The following is a 21541-nucleotide window of genomic DNA, read 5'->3' as shown; positions in this document are numbered from 1 at the left end:
GCGCTATTGGTGTCTCCCGGTCCACGGACGACATGCGATCCGGGACGAGGGCACGAGATGAAAGGCTGCGCATGGATTGGAACGATCTTCGCTATTTTCTGGCCGTTGCTCGCACGACAAGCCTCACTCAGGCCGCAGCGGAACTCAAGGTCAGCCAATCTACAGTCAGTCGGCGGATCTTGGAGCTTGAGGACGACCTCGGCGTTGCGCTGTTTCAGCGCCACCAGACCGGCTATTTTCTTACGGATGAGGGGCGGGAGGTGCTGCGCAATGCCGAGCAGGTTGAAGACAGCATTCTTGCCCTGGAGCGCGGCGCGGCTGGCCTCGACAAGGATCCAAGCGGGGTGGTGCGACTTGCGACATCGGAAAATCTGGCAACGGATCTGATCATCCCGGCACTCCCGGCCTTCCGCGAGCGCTATCCCGGGATATGTCTCGAAATCATCACCAGCACGGTTGCCGCAGAACTCGGTCGGCGCGAGGCCGATATCGCGCTGCGCGTCGTTCGGCCAACACGGGGCAATCTGACGGTCAGGAGTGTCGGCCATATGACCTATTCGGTCTATGGCAGCCGGGATTATCTCGACCGCCATCCATATATCGAGGGAGAGCCGCTGGGCGGTCGGCATTTCATCACCTGGGACGACAGTCATACCTTCATGCCGGCCTATGCCTGGCTGAAGCGAGAGCACCCCGGTTGCAAGATCGCCCTCGTCACCAGCAGTCTGCCTTCGCAGATCGTTGCCGTGCGAGCCGGTCTGGGCCTGGCCGTCATTCCTGACTTCCTTGCCATCGGGGACGATCTCGTTCCCGTCATTTCGTCCGACAAGATGTTCAGCAACAAGGTCTGGTTGGTCACCCATGCTGATCTCGTGGCCTCGGCGCGCGTGAGAGCGGTCGGCGATTTTCTCGCCGATCGGGTAATGCGCACCAATCTCGATCTCTCCAGACCCGCCTCCGCCGGCTGAGAGCCAGCCATGACGGCAGCGCGCCCGGGTCGCATATATCAGTTTGGCTCGAAGGCTCTCCAGAGCCCGTAGGAATCCTCGATGAAGTTATAGGCGCTGACTTTTCCATCGCGCACGGAGCAGATCGCTGCGAAGTCGCTTTCGAAGGTCTTGCCCGTGCTGAGGATGCGATGGCGGAAATGGCCCGTCACGACGGCCGTGTCGCCGTTCTCAAAGATCCGCTCTACGCGAAAATCGAGAGGCTCGAAATTTTCGGGGAAGAGCGCCATCCAGGCGCGCACTGCATCCTTCCCATGGCGGATGCCGATGGTGGGAACGTCGGACGCCCCCTGCACCTTCCAAACAACGTCGTCGGTCAGGCACTCGAGCGTCTTGTTCACATCTTTGCGGAAGAACGTATCGAGATAATGCTGGACAACCTGTCCGGCCGTCCTCTCCATTCCATTTGTCATCTTGAAATCTCCGGGCCGCAGGGCGGCGTCTTTGAGGATCGAAGTCAGCGATGGCCGCCGGCAAACACGAAGAATTCGCCGGTCGTCCAGCTGGATTCGTCAGAGGCGAGGAAGATCGCCGCCGGTGTCACGTCGTCGGCTGTGCCCAGCCGTTTAAGCGGCGTCCTGGCCGTCACGGCCGGGCCGAAATCCGTCTTGAGGAAACCGCCGGCTTGGACGCCCTCGGTGTCGACCACACCCGGCTTGATCGCATTGACGCGTATCCTGCGAGATGCGAGCTCGTTGGAAAGCGCCCGCGTCAATCCGTCGATCGCGCCTTTGCTGGCCGTATAGACTGAGGCGTTCTCGGGTCCGAAGATCGTGACTGTCGAAGACATGTTCACGATGCTGCCGCCCTCCGGCATGTATTTGATGGCTTCCTTCACCGCGAGCAGATACCCGAAGACGTTCAGCTCCATATGCCGGCGGAAAAGCTCGATCGAGAGATTTTCTAGCGGCTGGAAATCGTAGACGCCGGCATTGTTGACGAGCACGTCGACGCGGCCATAGACGCGGTTCGCTTCGGTAAAAAGCGCTTCCACCTGTGCCGGATCGTTCATGTCTGCCTTGACGGCGAGAGCCTGGCCGCCTTTCGCCTCGATGTCCGCCACCACATGGTCGGCGGCATCCTTGCTGGCGGCATAGTTGACGACCACCGAGGCGCCCTCGGCGGCAAAGCCTCGCGCAATTGCTGCGCCGAGGCCCTTTGAGGCGCCGGTGACGACGGCAACCTTACCCTTCAATCGATTTGGCATGATCCTTATCCTTTTGATTTGATTGTGGCGAAGAAGACCCCTCCCGCCCGTCGATCAGGAGCTCTGGGACGTCTTGCCGGCCCAGAGATCAACAGCGCCCATGCGGTCAGCACCCTGCGTCGCCAGCATCCAGCCCGGATATTCCGGCGGCAGCTCGCTGACGGCGTCGAGCCTGGCGATCTCGTCCTCCGTGAGAGAAATATCCACGGCAGCGATATTGTCATCGAGTTGGCTCAGCCGTTTCGCGCCGACGATGATGGAGGTTACGACCGGCTTGGAAAGAAGCCAGGCGAGCGCGATGCGCGCCGGGCTGCAGCCATGGGCCTCTGCAATCGGCTTCAGCACGTCGATTACGTCCCAGGCGCGATCCTTGTCGACAATAGGAAAATCGAAGGAGGAGCGGCGCGAACCCTCGGGCGACTGGTTTTCCCGGCTGAACTTGCCCGACAGAAGGCCCCCAGCAAGGGGACTCCAGACGAGGAGGCCCATCTTCTCGGCTTCAAGAAGCGGCCGCAATTCGCGCTCCAGATCCCGTCCGGCGACTGAATAATAGGCCTGCAGCGTCGTGAACCGCTCCAGATTAAGGCGGGCGGAAACTCCCAGCGCGGTCGCAATGCGCCAAGCCTGCCAGTTGGACACGCCCAGATAGCGGACCTTGCCCTGGCGTACCAGATCGTCGAGCGCCCGTAGCGTTTCTTCGACCGGTGTCAAGATATCGGTAGCATGAACCTGGTAGAGATCGATGTGATCGGTCTGGAGCCGCTTGAGGCTGGCTTCCACGGCATCCATGATATGCCCGCGCGACACGCCGACATCGTTTCGACCCGGTCCCATGCGACTATAAACCTTGGTGGCCAGCACGATCTCGTTTCTGGGGATGCCGAGATTCTTGAAGGACTGGCCGAGCGTGCGCTCGCTGGCGCCGGCTGAATAGACATCAGCAGTGTCGAAGAAATTGATGCCGGCGTTTATACTAGCCTTGACCAGTTCGTCCGCGCCGTTCTGGCCGACATCGCCGATATGCTCGTAGATGCCCGTGCCGTCGCTAAAGGTCATTGTTCCCAGGCAAAGCTGCGAAACCAGAAGACCGGTGTTGCCAAGTTGCTTGTATTTCATTTTTCTCTCCTTAAGACGCGTGATTTCATTCGGACCGAAAGGCCCGTTGGCGTTGGTTGTGAATGATGAGGGTGTAGAGCTGCTAAGTGCTCACTCGCGACTAGGTTGCGTCGCTTGTTTCGGGCGCGCCGAAGATCTCGTTGATGTGTAGCGAGTCGGTAAATTCCTTGCCGCTTGCGATCTTTCCGTCCCGGAAGCGTAGAAGGAAGTGATAGTTATTCCGATAGTGCCGACCGTCTTTCATCAGCAGATCGCCCTTGGCGACGATCGCAAGACGGTCGCTTTCGCCGGTAATTTCATGATAATCCATTATCAGCGGGCCGGAGGCGCCCTCCAGAAGCTTAGGCAGGTTTGCGAGATAGTATGCCTTAGCGTGCAAGCCGGAAAACTTGTTTCCTGGCATGATCCACCAAGTCATATCCTCGGTGCTGAGCCTCGCCATTGTCTCGGTATCGCACCGTCCAAGTGCGTCCAGAAAGACCTTGGCGACGTCCTCGTGCTGCTTTCTATTCACGGCATATCTCCTTCCTAGCCATGGGTCGAGACTTCACACCACCTGACTTAGGAACTCCCCTCGCGGAGAAAACGGCGAAAAATGCTCGACCGGTTTCCATTTTTGGAAAACGTGGATAAATCGAACTACTCGCAACGCCAACAACTACGGAACGGCACGGCTGGTGCTCCGAGGCGTGGACGAGATTGTCGTCACGCCGCATGCCGGCTACAGCGACTATCGGACGATTTCCTGGACCGCGGTGCCCGACGATGCATTCATCCACGCGGTCGGACGCGACGTGACGGAAGAGCGGCAGGCAGCTCAGGCTCTGAAAACCACGGAGGCGGCACTTCAGCAGGCGCAAAAGATGGAGGCGATTGGAAACCTGACAGGCGGCGTCGCACACGATTTCAATAACCTTTTGCAGGTTGTGGCCGGCAATCTACAGCTGCTTGCGAAGCACGTGGTCGGAAATGATCAGGCTGAACGTCGAATTTCGAATGCGCTGGCTGGCGTGGATCGCGGATCCAAGCTCGCTTCGCAACTGCTTGCCTTTGGGCGTCGTCAGGCGCTCGATCCGCGCGTCCTCAACATAGGCCGGCTTGTGCGCGGCATGGATGAGATGTTGCTTAGGACGATCGGGGAGGGGGTTGAGGTCGAGACCATCGTCTCCGGCGGACTGTGGAACACACTGGTCGATCCAATGCAGATCGAGAACGCTATCCTCAACCTTGCTATCAACGCTCGTGATGCGATGGATGGCTTCGGGAAGCTTACGATCGAAGTTGGAAATGCGTATCTCGACGATGCCTATGCGAGGCTTCATCAGGAAGTGGACGCTGGCCAGTATGTGGCTTTGTCGGTCACGGATACTGGGACAGGCATGTCGCCGGAACTGATCGAGAAGGTTTTCGAGCCATTCTTTTCCACGAAGGCTGAAGGGAAAGGAACAGGTCTTGGCCTTTCGATGGTCTACGGGTTCGTCAAGCAGACCGGCGGCCATGTAAAAATCTATAGTGAAGTCGGTCAGGGTACGACGATCAGGATGTATCTGCCGCGATCGACAAGTCAGGAGGATTTGGAAGTCGTGACCATGGCCGGTCCAGTGGAGGGAGGGCCTGAGACAATCCTGGTTGCCGAAGACGACGAGGGTGTTCGGGCCACCGTTGTCGAGATGCTTCAGGAACTGGGTTATCGTGTGCTCAAGGCTCCTGACGCGAGCGCAGCTTTGACAATTCTTGAAAGCGGCATGCCGGTGGATATGCTGTTCACGGATGTCGTCATGCCGGGGCCATTGAAAAGCGCGGAGCTCGCTCGCAAGGCCAAGGAGCGGCTTCCAAACATCGCTGTCCTGTTCACCTCAGGCTACACGGAGAATTCGATCGTCCATGGCGGGCGGCTCGATCCCGGAGTTCAGCTTCTTTCCAAGCCGTATTCCCGCGAGGCATTGGCTCGAAAGATCCGACATCTCCTGAACAACGAGAAGCAGATGACACTATCCTCGGAAACGCGGACAGTAAGCGAAGGCGATAACAGCAGCCAAACAGACGACGGGACGACGACTGATCCCAAACCCCGGACTGTGCTGCTGGTCGAAGATAACGCCCTCATCCGGATGTCGGACGCCGACATGGTCGTCGAGCTGGGCTATTCGGTCCTGGAAGCCGAGTCGGCGGAAGCGGCTTTGCAAATTATTGAGAAAGAGCTGATTGACGTTCTTGTGACTGACTTGGGCCTCCCTGGCATGTCCGGCGAGGCTCTGGCCCAGGAAGTGCGCCGTCGCTGGCCGCAAGTCGGCATCGTCTGTTCAACCGGTATGAATGAGGCGCCGAAGCTTCACAGCGGACCAGAGGCTTTGCTGCTTCGCAAGCCCCATGGTTTGGAAGAACTCAAGGCTGTATTGGACGAAGTTTTATCATAGGTGAAAACAGGCGTTTTTTTTGTAAAGGGCAAGATCCCGCCGCTTCATCAGACCTCGTCTTTCGGAAGTTTGCCACCGGCGTCGCGCATTCCCTTTTCCGCCTGTTTTTTCAATTCGTTGTGGTTCTCCTCGGCGACCGCCGGATCGTTGCTGGCGGAACCGCTCGTGGGATTTCGCTCTTGCTCGCTCATCGATCTTTCTCCTGTTGTCGCTGTCAACCGAGAATGGGGAAGACGGTTCCCAGCGAGAAATTGCTGGTGGCCAAAAGCTCCCTCCGCGATCGAACTATTCCCGACTTACGGAGTTTGGCTTGGCATCAGAAGGAGTGATGCATGCCAAGATATTATTTCCATATTCGCGACGGGAATGTGCCTTCCCAGGATCCAGAGGGCGCTGAGTTCGATACTGTGGAGCTGGCGCGCATCGAGGCTGTAAAGGCGGCCCGCGAGCTTCTCTCGGAGCGTGTTCTCCACGGGGAGCTTGTCGATGGTCAGTCTTTTGAGCTAACCGGCGAAGACGGTCGGGTAGAAGAGGTCGTGAAGTTCAAGGACGTCATGAACCTTGCGGAATAGTCGGTTTGATTATCGCAAGATCCGACCCGCAGAAACTGATCTAATCCGCGCGAGTTGAATTGAGCCCAAAAGTTCGGCGGAGCGGTCATGCCCCAAGGCCAAATCGTGTCGATAATCGGTCTGAGCCGCGAGAGAGACTGGCTGGGGGCATCTCGTCCGGTAGCGTACGCATGATTAAGTCATGACATTTTTCGGGAACCAAGGCTAGAGGCCGGCATTCCTGATCGCCATTCACGCAGAAGTCTCCAAGCCCGTAGGCGTCGGAGGCGCGTTTCGAATCGATAACCTCAAGCATCATCTTCACTGAAGGGATCACGCATGACGCATCACAACAAACGTCTTCCGCGCTTTGCCACAGCTGTGCTCATCGTGTTCTTGAGCAGTGCCGGCTCGAGCCTTGCGGAGGAAATGGCGAAGCCGACAACCGAGATGCAAGCGGTCCTCGACAAACTTGGCGCGCTGGAGGCAAAGCCCTTCTCGACATTGAGCGTGCCGGAAGCACGCACACAAGCAAGCCCGGCGGATGCCGCCAAAGCCGTCCAATGGGGCAAGCGCCTGTCGTCCAACCCCGAAGCACAGGTCACGACCAAGGATATCACTATTCCGTCTGCTGACGGTGGGCTTGCGGCACGCGTCTACATTCCGGGCGGAACAGGACCGTTCCCCGTTGTCGTCTATTACCATGGCGGCGGCTGGGTCGTGGCAGACATCAATGTTTACGACGGGGCGCCACGAGCGCTGGCTATGGGTGCGAACGCGATCGTCGTCTCGGTCGAATATCGCCATGCGCCGGAGCACAAGTTTCCGGCTGCTCACGACGATGCCTGGACGGCTTACAAATGGGTGGTCGAGAACATCCACGAGTTGAACGGCAATTCCGACAAGATCGCCGTGGCGGGTGAAAGCGCCGGCGGCAATCTCGCCGCAAACGTCGCGCTGATGGCCAAGGAGCAGAAGACGAAACAGCCGGTCCACCAGCTTCTGGTCTATCCGGTCGCCGGCAACGACATGAACACGGCATCCTACAAGGAGAATGCCGAGGCCAAGCCGCTCGGCAAGGCGGATATGGAGTGGTTCGTAAAAAACACGGTCTCCTCTATGGATGAGACCAAGGATCCACGCATCAACCTCAATGGCCGTTCTGATCTGGCCGGGGTCGCTCCGGCAACGGTGATCCTGGCGCAGATCGATCCGCTGCGCTCCGATGGCGAAACCTATGCGGCAAAGCTGAAGGATGCGGGCGTGGCGGTCGACATGAAGACCTATGCCGGCGTGACGCATGAGTTCTTCGGCATGGGCAAGGTCGTTCCGGAAGCCAAGCAGGCTCTTGACCTTGCCGTCGCCGATCTCACCGCCGCCTTCAATAAAGCCCAGTAAGGAGAGCCGATCATGAACAAGATCATTTCCGCTTCGCTCTTATCGCTCTCGCTTCTGATGTCCTCGTCGGCATTTGCCGCCATGCCGGAAAGTGCTGACAAGGCCGCGGCCGCGATGAATGTCGACAAGGCCTCGTTCGTCAAGGTCGTCACCAGCTCGAACGCCTTCGAGATCGAGTCCAGCAAGCTCGCCGAACAGAAGGCGAAGGATGCTGACGTCAAGGAATTCGCCAAGCAGATGATCGCCGACCACACGATGGCCGGCGAAGAGCTGAAAAAGGCCGCCAAGCTCGGCGATGAGGCGCCGAAGCTGTCGCCGAAACATGCCGCCATGCTGGAGCTTCTCAAAGGCGCGTCCGAACAGGATTTTCAGCCGCTCTACATCGACATGCAGGCAAGCGCACATATGGAAGCTGTGACGCTGTTTGCGACCTATGCCAAGGGCGGAGATGACGCGGCGGTCAAAGAGTTCGCCGCCAAGACGCTGCCCAAGCTCGAAATGCACAAGATGCATGTGATGAAGCTGGTCGCAGCGCACTGATCCTGACCAACCCGAAGCCCGGCCGTAAGGTCGGGCTTTTTCATTACGCAACCACAGGAGATCTCCATGGCCAGCCGCCCTTCAGCCCTTGCGCTTTCCGTATCCGTCGTTGCGGTTATGCTGCCGTCAGCAAGTTACGCCCAGATCAAGGGAACGGTCGGCGAGGCGTCCGACGTCACGATCCAGGGCTCGATCCTCGAACCGGAAAAACTGGTGGTAAAGGATGATGCCAAGCTTAGCGGCCTCATCGAGACGCCTGCTGGTTTTAAGGTTGATGTGTTCGCCCGCGACCTGTTTAATCCGCGCATGCTTGCCGTCTCGCAGAAGGGGATCGTCTACGCGACCCGCCGGACGGTCGGCGACGTCATCATGCTGAAGGACGATAACAATGACGGCAAAGCGGATGGCGCAGTTACGGTCGCGAGCCGGCCGAACATGCATGGCATCGCGTTTGACGGCAACAAGGTGTTTCTGGTCACGATCCACGACGTCTATACGGCGGACGTCAACGAAGATGGCACATTCGGGCCGCTGAGCCGCATCATCGACGATCTGCCGGATGCTGGCCAGCACGCCAACCGGACGATCAATGTCGGCCCGGACGGCATGCTGTACATCTCGATCGGAAGCACTTGCAACGAGTGCCAGGAGGACAATCCGGAAAATGCGACGATCGTGCGCGCCAGCAAAGACGGAAGGACGCGCACGATCTTTGCCAGCGGCCTGCGCAATACGATCGGGTTCGACTGGGAACCGACGACCGGTGCGCTTTACGGCATCGATCACGGCATCGACTGGCTAGGCGACGAGGTGCAGATCGAGGAACTGAACCGGATCGAACAGGGCAAGAAATATGGCTGGCCGTATTTCTACGGCATGAGCGGCATCAACCCGCATATCAATCCGCCCGAAGGCATCACGCTCGATCAATGGGCGAAGCAATCGACCGAGCCTGTCCTTGGTTACACCGCCCACAGCGCGCCGATGCAGATGGCGTTTTATGACGGCAATGCATTCCCGGCGGATTATCGCGGGGACGCCTTCATCGCCATGCGCGGCTCCTGGAACCGAAGGCCGCCCAGCGGCTATGAGGTGGTGCGTGTCAATTTCGAAAACGGCAAGCCGGTCGGGTTCGAGAAATTCCTGGAAGGCTTTCTGCTGCAGCAGGAAAACGGCAAATACGGCTATCTGGGACGGCTGACCGGCATTGCCGTCGGCCAAGACGGATCGCTATTCGTCGCCGACGACAGCAATGGCGTGGTTTATAAGGTTTCCTATGTCGGCGCAGTCGCCAAACAGGTGGCGGGAGCTGCGACCATTCCCAATGTCGTCACCGATATGCCAGCGTCGCAGATCGCTGTCGATCTCGTGGACGTCAAAAGCGATCAGGCGATTACAGTCAAAGCCGCCTTCGAAAAGGACGGTCCGATCCCGGTTCAATATGTCGCTGATGGCGACAACGCCTCTCCGGCGATCGAATGGGCCTCGGTACCGCAGGGGACAAAATCTTTCGTGCTGGTTGCCGACGACCCGGATGCGGCAAAGCCGAAGCCGTTCACACACTGGCTTGCCTACGACATTCCGGCCGCAACGACAAAGCTGCGGGAAGGTATTCCCGGCACGCCGATCCTTCAGGAGCCGAAGGAGATGAAGCAGGGCGCCAACAGCATGGGCTCGATAGGTTATACCGGGCCTAAGCCGCCCGTCGGCGATCCGGCACATCATTATCATTTCCAGGTCTTTGCCCTCGATATCGAAACCCTCGGCCTCGAGCCCGGCGCCAAACGTGACGCGGTGCTGAAGGCGATGGAGGGACACGTGCTCGGTGAAGGCCAGATCGTCGGCACGTTTGAGCGCAAGATGGCTGAGAAGTAGGAGGATTGAGACGATGAAAGCACTGACCTGGCGCGGCAAGCACGATATCCGTTGCGACAGCGTTCCCGATCCGGAAATTCAGGATGGCCGAGATGTCATCATCAAGGTCACGGCCTGCGCCATCTGTGGCTCGGACTTGCATCTGTACAACGGCATCATGCCGGAAATGCACCATGGCGACATCATGGGCCACGAGACCATGGGCGAGGTGGTGGAAGTCGGCAAGGACAACAAGAAACTGAAGGTCGGCGACCGTGTTGTCGTCCCCTTCACGATTGCCTGCGGCGAATGCTTCTTCTGCAAACGCGGCTTTTTCTCTGGCTGCGAGCGGTCGAACCCGAAGCCGGAAAAAGTCACCAAGATGTGGGGCAATTCGCCGGCCGGCCTGTTCGGCTATACGCATCTGCTCGGCGGCTACAGCGGCGGTCAGGCCGAATATCTGCGCGTGCCGTTTGCAGATGCCGGACCGATCAAGGTGCCGGATGGCCTGACGGACGAGCAGGTCTTGTTTCTCTCCGATATCTTTCCGACCGGCTACATGGCTGCCGATTTCTGCAACATTCAGCCGGGCGATACGATCGCCATCTGGGGCTGCGGGCCTGTCGGCCAGATGGCGATCAAGTCCGCCTTCATCCTGGGCGCCGAACGGGTCATCGCCATCGACAGCGTTCCTGAGCGGCTTGCGCTTGCCGAGGCTTCAGGCGCCATCACTCTCGATTACCTCGACAAGGACATCTACGACCGGATCATGGAGCTGACGAACGGGCGAGGGGCTGATGCCTGCATCGACGCGGTCGGCACCGAGTCCGACCCTTCCGCGAGCTGGGATGCACGTCTCGATCGGATTAAGGTCGCGACCTTCATGGCGACCGACCGGCCGCATGTGTTGCGCCAAGCCATCCATTGCTGCCGAAACTTCGGCACGGTTTCGATCGTCGGCGTCTATGGCGGTTATCTGGACAAGATCCCGATGGGGTCGGCCATCAATCGCGGTCTGACCTTCAAGATGGCGCAGACCCCCGTTCAGCGCTACCTGCCCGTCCTGATGGATCGCATCTTAAATGGCGAGATCGATCCGTCCTTCATCATCACCCATATTGGTAGTTTGGAAGATGGGCCGGAGCTTTACAAGACCTTCCTCGAAAAGAAGGACGGCTGCGTCAAAGTCGTCCTGAAGCCCTGAAGGAGAGCGGCGATGGAAATTGCACAACCGGCCAAAGGTCTGCCCGTGGTGACCGGCGCATCAAGCGGGATCGGACTGGAACTGGCGACGATTGCCGCTTCGAAGAGCTATGATCTGATCATCGCCTCCGACGAGGCAAAGATCGAAGACATGGCCGTTCACTTCCAGGATTTCGGCGTTTCGGTACAGTCCGTAAACGCCGACCTCTCAACGATCGAAGGCGTGGACCGGCTGATCGAGGACATTGCGGCCGATGGCCGATCAGTAGATCTGTTGATGGCGAATGCCGGTCGCGGACTTGGTAGGGGTTTTCTTGATCAGGATTTCGCCGAAGCGCGCCGCGTGATCGACACCAATATCGTCGGGACCACGTATCTCGTCCAGCAGATCGGACAGCAGATGCGCAGCCGCGGGGCCGGTCGCATTCTGCTGACGGGCTCGATCGCGGGTTTCATGCCGGGCACGTTCCAGGCGGTCTATAACGGTACCAAGGCCTTCATCACTTCCTTCTCGTTCGCGCTTCGTGAGGAACTGAAGGATACGGGCGTGACAGTAACCAGCTTGATGCCGGGACCAACTGAGACTCAGTTCTTCGCTCGTGCTGATATGCTGGATACAGCCGTCGGTCAGGGCGAGAAGGATGACCCTGCCGAGGTCGCAAAGGCAGGCTTTGACGCCATGATGGACGGAGATGGCGATGTCGTATCCGGCTGGAAAAACAAGGTAATGTCGGCGGCCGCCAACGTCATGCCCTCAGAAACACTGGCCAAGCAGCATCGCAAGATGGCTGAGCCCGGTTCGGCAAAGCCTGACATCTAGGCTCTTCGCACTCAGTCAATCCGCTGATCAATGGCGGATCAAGCAATCGCGGCTGTGTGCACAAGCATCAGAAGCCGTTAGGGCGCCGACCGTCGCATGGCGCCGCCTATTCTTTGAAAGTCGAGAGGATGATGACCATGACACTCAAGGCAGTCGCGCTGAACGCAACGCTCAAATCGACGGGAGGCGAGCCCTCTTCGACGGATCGCATGCTGTCTCTGATCGGGTCAGCCATGGAAAAGGATGGTGTCGAGACGGAAATCCTTCGTCTTGCGGATTACGATATCAAGCCAGGTGTCACCTCAGATGAAGGCGAGGGGGATGATTGGCCGGTTATTCGTAAGAAAATCCTTGATGCAAACATTCTCATCATCGGCACACCGATATGGCTTGGTCAGCCGAGCAGCGTAGCAAAGCGGGCTTTGGAGCGCATGGACGCATTCCTGGAGGAAACCGACGATGAGGGACGGATGGTTTCCTATGGCCGTGTCGCCGCGGTTGCGGTGGTCGGCAATGAAGACGGCGCGCATCATACGTCTGCCGAGATTTACCAGGCCTTGAATGATGTTGGCTTCACGATTGCGCCCAATGCTGTGGCTTATTGGGTGGGGGAGGCGATGGGCAGCACCAATTTTGTTGATCTGTCCGATGTGCCCGAAGTGGTGACGAATACGGTCAACATGTTGGCCCGAAACACTGTTCATCTGGCGCGGCTGACCAAGGACAACCCGTTTCCCGGCTAGGGCTGACCGTTCAATTGCGAGCGGGCCGGGACAGGTCATCTCCGATATTTTCCTCGGAACATCTATCGGCGCCAAGTCTTTCCCATCGTCCCCAAGAAAGGAATAATGAGAATGGCATCTGCCAACCAATTCGATATTCAAAATCCCCTGACGCAATATCCCCAGCCGGAATTCCCCAAACAGCCGCAACCCGTCCCAGGTCTCGCATCTAAGATGGACCCGGTTCCCGACCACGGCGAAACGAGCTATAAAGGCTCGGGCCGGCTGAATGGCCGCAAAGCTCTCGTGACGGGCGGAGATTCCGGTATCGGCCGGGCAGCGGCTATCGCGTTTGCCCGCGAGGGTGCCGACGTCGTCATCAACTATCTCCCGGAAGAACAGTCCGACGCTGACGAAGTCGTCAAGCTAATCGAGGCGGAAGGGCGAAAAGCAGTCGCTATCGCAGGCGATCTGAAGAGCGAAGAGTTTTGTAAGCAGTTGGTCGAGCAGGCGCACAGCGCACTCGGCGGCCTTGATCTGCTTGCGAATGTGGCCGGCCGTCAAAAGTCCGTCGAGAGCATCGCCGAACTCACCACCGAGCAGTTCGATGAGACCTTCAAAACCAATGTCTACGCACTCTTCTGGATCTGCAAGGCGGCACTGCCGCTCATGCCGGAGGGCGCGACTATTATCAATACCGCCTCGATCCAGGCCTATGAGCCGTCTGCCAGCCTGCTCGACTATGCACCAACCAAATCGTCGATCGTTGCCTTCAGCAAGGCACTGTCCAAGCAGGTCATCGACAAGGGCGTTCGTGTAAATGTCGTCGCACCCGGCCCGGTTTGGACACCATTGCAGACGTCGGGCGGTCAGCCGCAGGAGGCGATCGTCAAGTTCGGCAGTCAGGTGCCGATGAAACGTCCCGGTCAGCCCGCCGAATGTGCGCCGCTCTACGTGTTCCTGGCCACTCAGGAGTCGAGCTATATTACCGGTGAAGTTTTCGGCGTCACTGGCGGCAACACGCTGCCCTGATGCTGAAATCGCTCACACCCGAACGCTCGGGCGGCTTTCTGCCGCTCGAGCACTATGCGGCTATCGGCGAGGGGCGCTCTGTCGCATTAATCGGCGCAGATGGGTCGATCGACTGGTGGTGCGCGCCCGACATGGATTCGCCGCCACTTTTCAACCGTTTGCACGATGCCGACGGCGGGCGTTTTTCACTCTCGCCGATCCAGCCATTTTCCATCGAGCGGCAATATCGCGAAGACAGCAATGTTCTTGAGACAATTTTCATCACCGAAACGGGTACGGCTCGTGTGACGGAATCAATCAACAGTGGGGCCGGCGGGCGGCTGCCATGGTGCGAGCTTGCGCGCCGCATTGAAGGACTGTCCGGCTTTGTCGACTTCGAGATTGTTATCAGTCCTATCTGCGCCCAAGGCGAGGTCCAGCGTGTCAATCACCCGAACGCCGCTATCCGCTATATCGGTGATCTGACAACGACATTCTGTCATCCGGACGCAGTCTCAATTGTTGAGGATGCCGACAAAATTACAAAGGCGCGTTATAAAGCCGAAGCCGGCAGCAGAGTTTGTATTGCTTATCTGGTTGCGGACAGGGCACCATTGGCAATCCCTGACTTGTCAGAGATCGATGCGAGGATCGACTTCAGTGATGACGAATGGCGACGGTGGTCGCAAAAGCTTTCCTATGAAGGACCGTTTCGCTCCGACCTCGTCCGATGCGCACTCTCCCTCAAATTTCTGCTCTACTCCAAAACCGGTGCCATCGCAGCAGCTGCCACGTCAGGGCTTCCCGAGCGGATTGGGGAGGATAAGAACTACGATTATCGCTACGCCTGGATCCGCGATGCTGCCTATACGATCAAGGCTTTTCTCCGCGCTGGCGCGCTATCCGAGGCGATAGCAGCCTTTGGCTGGTTGATCCGTACAATCGATGAAGACGGCCCGACCCCTTCGGTGGTCTACACGCTGAGCGGTGGCGAAGTTCCGGACGAAGAGATCATCGAGGTGCCGGGCTACAAAGGATCGACACCCGTGAGGACCGGCAATCGTGCCAAAAGCCAGGTCCAGCTCAGCTGCTATGGGGATCTCTTGGAAACTGCTGCGCTATTCGCTGACATGGGGCATGTTCTCGATCCAGCGACAGCGCGCCTCGTCGAGCGCTTGGCCAATCAAGTCGTCGATCGGTGGCAGGAAAAGGACTCCGGTCTGTGGGAACTGGAGGAGCAGCAGCATTATACCTTTTCCAAGATCGGCTGCTGGCTGGCGCTCGATCGCGCGGCGCAGCTTGCACGTGGTGGCCACATAGGCGGTGACGCGGACCGTTGGGAAACGGAAAGCCGCAATATCCGTGACTGGATCGATGCCAATTGTTGGTCGCAGCACCGAGGCGCATACACTTTCTTTGCCGGGACAGAAAAGCTCGACGCCGCCTTGCTTTTGACGACGAGGTTCGGCTTCGAACATGAAGATCGCCTTGCCCGCACCCGCGACGCCATTCACCAGGAACTTGCTGTCGGACCGCTTGTCTATCGATATAGCGGCGCGTCAGACGAGGAAGGAACATTCGTCGCCTGCTCCTGCTGGCTCGTGGAGGCATTCGCGTTTCTAGGCGAGGTCGATCAAGCGGAAGAGCTATTAAAGGATCTGCTAAAGCCACTCGGCAACAATTTCGGCATTCTGCCCGAGCAGATCGATCCTTCCAGCGGTGCAGGCCTGGGCAACTTGCCTCAGGGCCTCAGCCATCTCACCCTTCTTCACGCCATTTATTCGCTGCAGGAAAACCGATGACACAAGCTGTGCTCCTAGATGCTTCTTTGCCGGCTTGTCAGCTCGGTGAAGGTATCCATTGGGACGAGCATTCCTCGTCGCTATGGTGGGTCGATATCGTGCAACAGTCAATTCACCGGTACGAACTGGCCCAGAAGCTGCATCAGTCCTGGACGGTTTCGAAGCAGGTCAGCTTTGTCTTCCCCCGCCAAGATGGACAGATCCTGGTTGGCTTGGCTGACGGTGTATACGAGTTTGACCCTGACACAGGAGACGAGTTTCCCATCGCTCTCCTCGACCTTCCGCATGATCACCGCCTCAACGATGGAAAACTGGACCCGGCAGGGCGTCTGTGGGTCGGAACAATCGATACCTCCCCCGAGCCTTCGGAGACGGCAGCACTCTACTTGCTTGAGGGCGATCATCTGCAGGAAGTCGAGGGTGGCTACACCAATGCGAACGGCAAGGCGTGGAGTGTCGACGAGAAGGTGATGTTTCACGCGGACACGGGCCGCGATACGATCTGGGTCTACGACTACAACCTTGAGGATGGCTCGCTGGCAAACAAGCGTGTCTTTGCCAAAACCGTTAACGGCCGTCCGGATGGACTGGAGGCCGATGATGAGGGCAGGCTCTATGCGGCGATCTTCGGCGGCTCCAGGGTCGACATTCTTTCCATCCGCGGCGAGATCGTTGGAAAGGTCGATCTTGCCGCGCCAAACGTTACCAGTTGCTGCCTGGGTGGATTGGACCGAAGGACATTGTTCATCACGACCGCTTTTGACGGAATGAGTGACGAGGAGCGGCGTTCCGCACCTCTCTCGGGACAGGTTTTTCAGTTTGAGTTGCATCGATGAGCGACAGACTTTGCACCGAAACCTTCAGCAGTCACCGGCGTTAAGAAGGATCGAAGGCAACGAGGTTTGAGCCGTGAGCAGAATTCCAGAACAGCCACCCGTCCGAAAGGATGGTCTACAACTGGATGAGCACCGCAGGTTTCAAGAGCGCTTCTGGACGATTGAACGATTTGCCTGGTTGATGTTCTCGCTGATCATAGTGCTCGCTATGCTCGGTGCATTTGGGGCAGGCGGTCCGCTCGCGACAAAAGTTACAGAGACCGAAAGAGCAGTTGTCGAACATCCCCGGATCGGACGCTGGGAGGGCACGGACGAGATGACCGTGAAATACAAGCCTGATCCTGCCAAGCAAACCCGTTCGCTATTTTTGCCTGACGCGTTCGCCAAAGTGTTTCAAGTCGAGGACATCCAGCCATTGCCGATACGGACAGCGATCGAGGCCGGCGGGCAGAGATTGCATTTCGACAATCCGAGGCAGGACGGTGGGGTAATAAAACTACATCTGCGCGCCCAGACGGCCGGTTCGGCTACGTTTGATATTATCGTCGATGATGCACCTGCCTCGCTTTCCAGCTTTATCTTTCCGTGAGGGTGTAATGGAATCGATCATTCGGGGAGCAGCGATCTACTTCATCTTGCTGATAGCGTTGCGGTTGTCAGGCCGAAGAACGGTTGCGCAGATGACGCCGTTCGACCTCGTGCTGCTGCTCATCATTGCCGAAACCACGCAGCAGGCGCTGTTGGGTGACGATTTCTCCATCGTCAATGCCACGCTTCTGATCATCGTGCTGTTCAGCCTCGATATCGGCCTCTCCTACGTCAAGCAGTGGGCACCCAGGTTGGCGCGCGTCATCGACGGAACACCAACCGTCCTTATATCCGACGGCAGGCCTGACCTGCGCGCCTTCGCCCGTGCACGCGTGAGCTTGGAGGATGTGCTGACGACCGCTCGGCAGGAGCAAGGGTTGGAACGGCTGGACCAGATAAAGTCAGCGGTGCTCGAGGCAGATGGCGCTGTCAGCATTGTACCACGAGAGCAGTAAACGCCGGACGAGCGGGTGGAAATCACAACTGTTCCTGAGTTTCTTCCTCAGGAAGGCCTCCACCGATGTCTGCCCAGACTAGCTTGCTTTCCACACCGTAATGTCCGCTTGGGAATATATCGGCTGGTCGATCCAACGATCCCACCGTCAACCGGATGAGTTCGTCACCATCATACTGCAGGTAAAGCGGAGAGCCGCATTTCTTGCAAAATCCTCGCGTGGCGATGGCAGACGAGCGATATACGGTCCGCTTATCCGCTATCCACTTCAGTGATGATTTTCTCGCTTGGACAAGGACAGCGAAGCCGCCGCCGGTCGCGCGTTTGCACATATTGCAATGACAATAGCCGGCATATAGCGGCTTTTCAGTGAACTCATACCGGCATGCGCCACATAGACATCCGCCGGTCCATTTTGCCACCACATTCATCAGTGCACCCTCTTCGAGGACCGGCGGATTGCGGTCAGATCATCACCTCGCCGCCCGTCACCAGAATGACAGCCCGAGTGATGTAGCTGCCGAGATCGGACGCTAGCAACACATAGGCCCCGGCAAGTTCCGCCGGCTGGCCAGCCCGACCGATCAATGTTTGCTCGCCAAACTTGGCGGCTTTCTCGGCCGACATTGTCGAGGGAATAAGTGGAGTCCAGATGGGGCCAGGAGCAACTGCATTTACTCGGATGCCCTTGTCCGCAACCATCTCCGCCAGGCCGGCTGTGAAGTTCGAGATTGCTCCCTTCGTTGAAGCATAGGCCAGCAGTTGTGGTGAGGGTTGCCAAGACTGGATCGACGTCGTGTTGATGATGGAGCTGCCGGCCCGCATGAAGCGCCGCTCGGGGTTTGAAGCCGTGGAAGTCGCGACTGCGCTTTGATCCTAAACACGGCCTCGCGGCACTCGACTTAGTCATGGATGAGACATACGCATATTTTTCAGTATTCCTCGTCGTCCCATGACGACTTCGATTGCTGGCCCTGCTGACGTAGTTCCCCAGTCGCGGCTGGCCTGGGACCAGTGCTCGTGATCCTGACCTTCCGGCCTACCAGCTTGCTCCCAAAGCTCATAGGCCCTGGCTGCTATCCACTCGTCTCGTTCGTTGCCCATCTCAAAGCTCCACATTGAATTTAAACGTGGCAGCGGGCTGGTCCGCCGCCACGATAATGATCAGCCTTTGGCTTTAGTGTTAGCCGATGCCTTGGCAAGCTGGGTGAGCTTCTTGTCAGTCGCTTCCTCCTCGGCAAGATTTGCCTTGAGCAGCGACACCGCCTCGGTCAGGCCAAGCTGTCCGGCCCATTCGATCAGAGTGCCGTAACGCGCGATCTCATAGTGTTCGACCGCCTGAGCCGACGAGATCAAACCAGCATCCAAGGCTACCGATCCCTTGAATTCGTCGATGATCTCTTCTGCCTCGGCAATGATGCCCTGGATTGCCTCGCAGGTTTTGCCGCGAGCGGGCTTGCCGAGAAGTTCGAACACCTGCTCGAGACGTTCGATCTGTCCCTGTGTTTCCTCTCGGTGCTGAAGAAATCCGGCCTTCCCTTCTTCGGAGTCGGCAGCGCGCGCCATTTTGGGCAGGGCTTTGATGATCTGCTTTTCTGCATAATAGATGTCCTTCAGCGTATCGAGGAACAGGTCATCGAGTGTTTTGGTGCTAGCCATTGCTGAATCTCCCTTGTTGCAGCGCCGATCAACTTTCCGGGCGATCATTTGTTCCGGAATGCGGCAATGATCGGTTGGAAACAAAACGGCATCTAGCCAAGTTTCTACCGCAATCAAAAACCCCTTTTGAGGAGAGAGGCGTGACAGAGGTAGTCAGTGGTATTAGACCACGCCCAATCACCGATCCCTACATTAACAGCACCCACAACAAGGGCGATCTTTGCCGGCATCTCATTGTCGCTTACCGTCCAGATCCTGCTCAATCTTTGGGCATCGGGATTGGAGTCGCGGTGATCACCGTGCACGAGCGATAGTCCATCCGCTGTCGATCGGGCCGATGGATCTGTGTTTATTACGTCAGGGGGAGGGCGGTTAAACCTCGATTAGCGCTCATCTTTTGTGACGAGACTGACGCCGGCCTGTTGAGCTGGGAAACGTTCCGAATGGCTTTCGCAGCATGTATAGCCGACCGCTGTGTCAAATCTCAGTAAGCCCTTTTCTGATCTTGTGCATCTCGATAGGCTTGTTGCATACGGGGAGGCCATTGGACTTCGCAGGAACGGTTCAAGCCTTACTCCGGCAGCATGAAAGTCCTTCAAGCTCTTGTTAGGATTGAATTATAAATGAGAAAACACGACCATCAATTGGCTGGTCGAGGGTTCATTTCCTTTCAAGACCTCGGTGCTAACCGGCAAGATCACTCAGCCCGCGATGCTGAGACATGGCAGTCTCTAGCGCCAACCGGGTATCATGGCCCTCTCGATAAAGGGTGATTATGATCGCTGCGGCGAGCTCAGCCTCTAGGCTACCTTTAAAAACGCGGTGCGTGTCTAGCCAATTATGGAATACCTCATCAATTATCTCGAACTCTTGTGGTCCAAATGCCGTTTCAAGAAACGCGCGCATAGCCTTCCCCTTCTTTGCGGCGCGATATGGGAAATCGGGCGTGCGGGGTCAAGACCGAATTACAGTCGGTCAACTGAGGAGGGATTTACGAGCCCAGCTGGCATCTCACGCTGATTTCATTGCGGAAAGGCTTGCCGAGCCGTGCTTGCGCCATAAATCTGCCAGCGACAGATCGGGAACGAGGCGCGGTCACGCAATGGAAATGTAAAGCGGGTACCAATGCGGAGCGAAGCGGGGAAGACTTTCAAAGGGACGGATGAGATCTCTCGGCTTATCGAGAGCGGAAACTGGGACGATTCCATCCTCGGCCCGCCGTCGACATGGCCCCCCTGTCTCAGATCTGCTGTCGATATCATGCTGCCGGCAATGGCCCAGATCGTGATGTTCTGGGGACCCGACCTGATCGCGCTCTATAACGAGCCGTATGCTCCGACGATCGGCCAACGACACCCCAAGGCGTTTGGCCGGCCGGCGCGAGAGAACTGGGCCGAACTCTGGGATGATCTCGAACCCCTCCTGCGCCGGGTGATGGAGACCGGCGAGACGGTCGCGGCAAAGGATCGTCCTTTCTACATCGAGCGTCACGGCTATCCGGAAACCGTCTATTTCGATATCTCCTATTCGGCCATTCATGATGAATATGGCGCGGTCCGCGGCGTCTTCTGCATCGTCAACGAAACGACCGATCGCGTCCGCGCCGATCAGGCATTGCAGGCAAGCGAGGAAAGGCTTCGGGCAGTCATATCCCAGTCGGCCGCCGGCATTGGCCAGGGAAGCCTGGAAGGCAAGATCCTGCACATCAACCGGCGATTCTGCGAGATCGTCGGCTATGAAGAGGACGAACTTCTCGGAAAAAACATTGCGGACATCACTTATGCCGATGACATGCCCGAGCAGACCCGCCTGTTCAACCGGCTGGCCGCGACCGGCGAAAGCTTCGACATGGAGAAGCGCTATGTGCGGAAAGACGGTAGCCTCGTCTGGGTGAACAATACGGTCTCTGCTCTGCGCGATGACGAAGGGCGGATTCACCAGGTTGCCGTCATCTCGGTCGATGTCACCGAGCGCAAGCAGGCTCAGGAAGCCGAACGCAGACTGGCCTCGATCATCGCATCCTCTAACGACGCCATCCTCGGCATCGATTTGGCCATGAACATTACCTCCTGGAACGGCGGGGCTGAACGCCTTTACGGCTACAAGGCTGGGGAAGTCCTCGGTCAATCCGTGCTGATGCTCGTGCCGGAAGACCGGACCGACGAGGAGCCGGCACTTCTAGAGCAGATCAGGGCAGGGTCGCCGGTTGACGCGTATGAGACGAAGCGAAGGCGTAAGGACGGACGTCTGGTCGACGTTCTCCTCAGCGTCTCACCGATCTATGACTCCGCCGGCAGGATTGTTGGCGCCTCGAAAATCGCGCATGACATCTCCGCGAAGAAAGAGGCGGAGCGGC

General features: G+C 57.9%; 22 protein-coding genes and 2 pseudogenes. 15 read left to right on the top strand and 9 right to left on the bottom strand.

The features are described 5' to 3' along the window. Positions 1-71 precede the first annotated feature (71 nt). Positions 72-968 (top strand): LysR family transcriptional regulator, encoded by an 897-nt coding sequence (locus MRBLMR1_RS10085; protein WP_183687756.1) that lies wholly within the window; start codon positions 72-74, stop codon positions 966-968. A 38-nt stretch (positions 969-1006) separates the two neighbouring features. Here MRBLMR1_RS10085 and MRBLMR1_RS10080 read toward each other — a convergent pair whose 3' ends face one another. The 4 genes from MRBLMR1_RS10080 to MRBLMR1_RS10065 form a co-directional block, all read right to left on the bottom strand. Beyond that, positions 1007-1420, bottom strand: coding sequence for a nuclear transport factor 2 family protein (locus MRBLMR1_RS10080; RefSeq protein WP_183687754.1), 414 nt, complete (start codon positions 1418-1420; stop codon positions 1007-1009). A gap of 44 nt (positions 1421-1464) precedes the next feature. Then, positions 1465-2214, bottom strand: a complete 750-nt coding sequence (locus tag MRBLMR1_RS10075; protein WP_183687752.1) for a glucose 1-dehydrogenase — start codon at positions 2212-2214, stop codon at positions 1465-1467. A 54-nt stretch (positions 2215-2268) separates the two neighbouring features. Next, complete coding sequence (locus tag MRBLMR1_RS10070) at positions 2269-3330, bottom strand: aldo/keto reductase (RefSeq protein ID WP_183687750.1); 1062 nt, start codon at positions 3328-3330, stop codon at positions 2269-2271. A gap of 100 nt (positions 3331-3430) precedes the next feature. Continuing rightward, a complete protein-coding gene (locus MRBLMR1_RS10065) occupies positions 3431-3844 on the bottom strand; it encodes a nuclear transport factor 2 family protein (RefSeq protein ID WP_183687747.1) in 414 nt (137 codons plus the stop codon). 268 nt (positions 3845-4112) lie between these two features. On the opposite strand from MRBLMR1_RS10065, the pseudogene MRBLMR1_RS10060 reads away from it, so the two are divergent. After that, positions 4113-5747 (top strand): annotated as a pseudogene (locus MRBLMR1_RS10060) (response regulator); the annotation flags it as partial. Positions 5748-5794: 47 nt separating this feature from the next. On the opposite strand, the gene MRBLMR1_RS10055 reads toward MRBLMR1_RS10060, so the two are convergent. Further along, complete coding sequence (locus tag MRBLMR1_RS10055) at positions 5795-5938, bottom strand: hypothetical protein (protein ID WP_183687741.1); 144 nt, start codon at positions 5936-5938, stop codon at positions 5795-5797. A gap of 141 nt (positions 5939-6079) precedes the next feature. Here MRBLMR1_RS10055 and MRBLMR1_RS10050 point away from each other — a divergent pair, with 141 nt between their 5' ends. From MRBLMR1_RS10050 to MRBLMR1_RS09995, 12 genes are all read left to right on the top strand, one after another. Beyond that, the gene (locus MRBLMR1_RS10050; protein WP_500064428.1) at positions 6080-6319 is read left to right on the top strand and encodes a DUF6894 family protein; all 240 of its coding nucleotides are present in this window, start codon (positions 6080-6082) and stop codon (positions 6317-6319) included. Between the two features lie 318 nt (positions 6320-6637). Next, positions 6638-7696: an alpha/beta hydrolase gene (locus MRBLMR1_RS10045; RefSeq protein ID WP_500064426.1), complete on the top strand. Its 1059-nt coding sequence runs from the start codon at positions 6638-6640 to the stop codon at positions 7694-7696. Between the two features lie 12 nt (positions 7697-7708). Continuing rightward, positions 7709-8236 carry a DUF4142 domain-containing protein gene (locus MRBLMR1_RS10040; RefSeq protein WP_500064424.1) on the top strand — a complete coding sequence of 176 codons (528 nt, stop codon included), beginning with the start codon at positions 7709-7711 and terminating at the stop codon, positions 8234-8236. 66 nt (positions 8237-8302) lie between these two features. Next, the gene (locus MRBLMR1_RS10035) at positions 8303-10111 is read left to right on the top strand and encodes a YbhB/YbcL family Raf kinase inhibitor-like protein (protein ID WP_500064420.1); all 1809 of its coding nucleotides are present in this window, start codon (positions 8303-8305) and stop codon (positions 10109-10111) included. Between the two features lie 13 nt (positions 10112-10124). Next, the gene (locus MRBLMR1_RS10030; protein ID WP_500064416.1) at positions 10125-11294 is read left to right on the top strand and encodes a zinc-dependent alcohol dehydrogenase; all 1170 of its coding nucleotides are present in this window, start codon (positions 10125-10127) and stop codon (positions 11292-11294) included. A gap of 12 nt (positions 11295-11306) precedes the next feature. Further along, positions 11307-12113 (top strand): SDR family NAD(P)-dependent oxidoreductase, encoded by an 807-nt coding sequence (locus MRBLMR1_RS10025; RefSeq protein ID WP_500064413.1) that lies wholly within the window; start codon positions 11307-11309, stop codon positions 12111-12113. Positions 12114-12250: 137 nt separating this feature from the next. Beyond that, on the top strand, positions 12251-12856 hold the full coding sequence (locus MRBLMR1_RS10020; RefSeq protein WP_500064411.1) for a flavodoxin family protein: 606 nt from the start codon (positions 12251-12253) through the stop codon (positions 12854-12856). Positions 12857-12967: 111 nt separating this feature from the next. Next, a complete protein-coding gene (locus MRBLMR1_RS10015) occupies positions 12968-13867 on the top strand; it encodes an SDR family oxidoreductase (RefSeq protein WP_112456584.1) in 900 nt (299 codons plus the stop codon). Beyond that, positions 13867-15648: a glycoside hydrolase family 15 protein gene (locus tag MRBLMR1_RS10010; RefSeq protein WP_500064409.1), complete on the top strand. Its 1782-nt coding sequence runs from the start codon at positions 13867-13869 to the stop codon at positions 15646-15648. The genes MRBLMR1_RS10015 and MRBLMR1_RS10010 overlap by 1 nt, the downstream gene beginning before the upstream one ends. Further along, entirely contained in the window at positions 15645-16484 is an 840-nt protein-coding gene (locus tag MRBLMR1_RS10005; RefSeq protein ID WP_500064407.1) for an SMP-30/gluconolactonase/LRE family protein, read from the top strand. The genes MRBLMR1_RS10010 and MRBLMR1_RS10005 overlap by 4 nt, the downstream gene beginning before the upstream one ends. 73 nt (positions 16485-16557) lie before the next feature. Further along, positions 16558-17073 (top strand): hypothetical protein, encoded by a 516-nt coding sequence (locus MRBLMR1_RS10000; RefSeq protein ID WP_183687719.1) that lies wholly within the window; start codon positions 16558-16560, stop codon positions 17071-17073. A 7-nt stretch (positions 17074-17080) separates the two neighbouring features. Next, positions 17081-17527: a YetF domain-containing protein gene (locus MRBLMR1_RS09995; protein ID WP_183687717.1), complete on the top strand. Its 447-nt coding sequence runs from the start codon at positions 17081-17083 to the stop codon at positions 17525-17527. 22 nt (positions 17528-17549) lie between these two features. On the opposite strand, the gene MRBLMR1_RS09990 is transcribed toward MRBLMR1_RS09995, so the two are convergent. The 4 genes and pseudogenes from MRBLMR1_RS09990 to MRBLMR1_RS09975 all read right to left on the bottom strand — a co-directional run bounded on the left by MRBLMR1_RS09990 (position 17550) and on the right by MRBLMR1_RS09975 (position 19185). Continuing rightward, entirely contained in the window at positions 17550-17957 is a 408-nt protein-coding gene (locus MRBLMR1_RS09990) for a GFA family protein (protein WP_210298124.1), read from the bottom strand. Positions 17958-17991: 34 nt separating this feature from the next. After that, positions 17992-18378, bottom strand: a pseudogene (locus MRBLMR1_RS09985) (SDR family oxidoreductase); the annotation flags it as partial. 54 nt (positions 18379-18432) lie between these two features. After that, complete coding sequence (locus tag MRBLMR1_RS09980; protein ID WP_183687715.1) at positions 18433-18630, bottom strand: DUF2934 domain-containing protein; 198 nt, start codon at positions 18628-18630, stop codon at positions 18433-18435. A gap of 60 nt (positions 18631-18690) precedes the next feature. Next, positions 18691-19185, bottom strand: coding sequence for a YciE/YciF ferroxidase family protein (locus MRBLMR1_RS09975; protein ID WP_183687713.1), 495 nt, complete (start codon positions 19183-19185; stop codon positions 18691-18693). 1272 nt (positions 19186-20457) lie between these two features. On the opposite strand from MRBLMR1_RS09975, the gene MRBLMR1_RS09970 reads away from it, so the two are divergent. Next, the coding region (locus tag MRBLMR1_RS09970; RefSeq protein WP_500064401.1) for a PAS domain S-box protein at positions 20458-21541 on the top strand (1084 nt) is incomplete at its 3' end.

This window comes from Neorhizobium sp. LMR1-1-1.1, from assembly GCF_040675795.1.
In the GTDB taxonomy this organism is placed as follows: domain Bacteria; phylum Pseudomonadota; class Alphaproteobacteria; order Rhizobiales; family Rhizobiaceae; genus Neorhizobium; species Neorhizobium cellulosilyticum.
This window is presented reverse-complemented; position numbering and strand designations above follow the sequence as displayed.

What these genes read in the sequence shown, in the direction of transcription:
- MRBLMR1_RS10075 (WP_183687752.1), bottom strand. Translation starts at nt 2,214, where the DNA reads ATGCCAAATCGATTGAAGGGTAAGGTTGCCGTCGTCACCGGCGCCTCA.
- MRBLMR1_RS10080 (WP_183687754.1), bottom strand. Translation starts at nt 1,420, where the DNA reads ATGACAAATGGAATGGAGAGGACGGCCGGACAGGTTGTCCAGCATTAT.
- MRBLMR1_RS10085 (WP_183687756.1), top strand. Translation starts at nt 72, where the DNA reads ATGGATTGGAACGATCTTCGCTATTTTCTGGCCGTTGCTCGCACGACA.
- MRBLMR1_RS10070 (WP_183687750.1), bottom strand. Translation starts at nt 3,330, where the DNA reads ATGAAATACAAGCAACTTGGCAACACCGGTCTTCTGGTTTCGCAGCTT.
- MRBLMR1_RS10050 (WP_500064428.1), top strand. Translation starts at nt 6,080, where the DNA reads ATGCCAAGATATTATTTCCATATTCGCGACGGGAATGTGCCTTCCCAG.
- MRBLMR1_RS10045 (WP_500064426.1), top strand. Translation starts at nt 6,638, where the DNA reads ATGACGCATCACAACAAACGTCTTCCGCGCTTTGCCACAGCTGTGCTC.
- MRBLMR1_RS10020 (WP_500064411.1), top strand. Translation starts at nt 12,251, where the DNA reads ATGACACTCAAGGCAGTCGCGCTGAACGCAACGCTCAAATCGACGGGA.
- MRBLMR1_RS09975 (WP_183687713.1), bottom strand. Translation starts at nt 19,185, where the DNA reads ATGGCTAGCACCAAAACACTCGATGACCTGTTCCTCGATACGCTGAAG.
- MRBLMR1_RS10025 (WP_500064413.1), top strand. Translation starts at nt 11,307, where the DNA reads ATGGAAATTGCACAACCGGCCAAAGGTCTGCCCGTGGTGACCGGCGCA.
- MRBLMR1_RS10030 (WP_500064416.1), top strand. Translation starts at nt 10,125, where the DNA reads ATGAAAGCACTGACCTGGCGCGGCAAGCACGATATCCGTTGCGACAGC.
- MRBLMR1_RS10055 (WP_183687741.1), bottom strand. Translation starts at nt 5,938, where the DNA reads ATGAGCGAGCAAGAGCGAAATCCCACGAGCGGTTCCGCCAGCAACGAT.
- MRBLMR1_RS10035 (WP_500064420.1), top strand. Translation starts at nt 8,303, where the DNA reads ATGGCCAGCCGCCCTTCAGCCCTTGCGCTTTCCGTATCCGTCGTTGCG.
- MRBLMR1_RS10040 (WP_500064424.1), top strand. Translation starts at nt 7,709, where the DNA reads ATGAACAAGATCATTTCCGCTTCGCTCTTATCGCTCTCGCTTCTGATG.
- MRBLMR1_RS10015 (WP_112456584.1), top strand. Translation starts at nt 12,968, where the DNA reads ATGGCATCTGCCAACCAATTCGATATTCAAAATCCCCTGACGCAATAT.
- MRBLMR1_RS10010 (WP_500064409.1), top strand. Translation starts at nt 13,867, where the DNA reads ATGCTGAAATCGCTCACACCCGAACGCTCGGGCGGCTTTCTGCCGCTC.
- MRBLMR1_RS09980 (WP_183687715.1), bottom strand. Translation starts at nt 18,630, where the DNA reads ATGGGCAACGAACGAGACGAGTGGATAGCAGCCAGGGCCTATGAGCTT.
- MRBLMR1_RS10005 (WP_500064407.1), top strand. Translation starts at nt 15,645, where the DNA reads ATGACACAAGCTGTGCTCCTAGATGCTTCTTTGCCGGCTTGTCAGCTC.
- MRBLMR1_RS09990 (WP_210298124.1), bottom strand. Translation starts at nt 17,957, where the DNA reads ATGAATGTGGTGGCAAAATGGACCGGCGGATGTCTATGTGGCGCATGC.
- MRBLMR1_RS09995 (WP_183687717.1), top strand. Translation starts at nt 17,081, where the DNA reads ATGGAATCGATCATTCGGGGAGCAGCGATCTACTTCATCTTGCTGATA.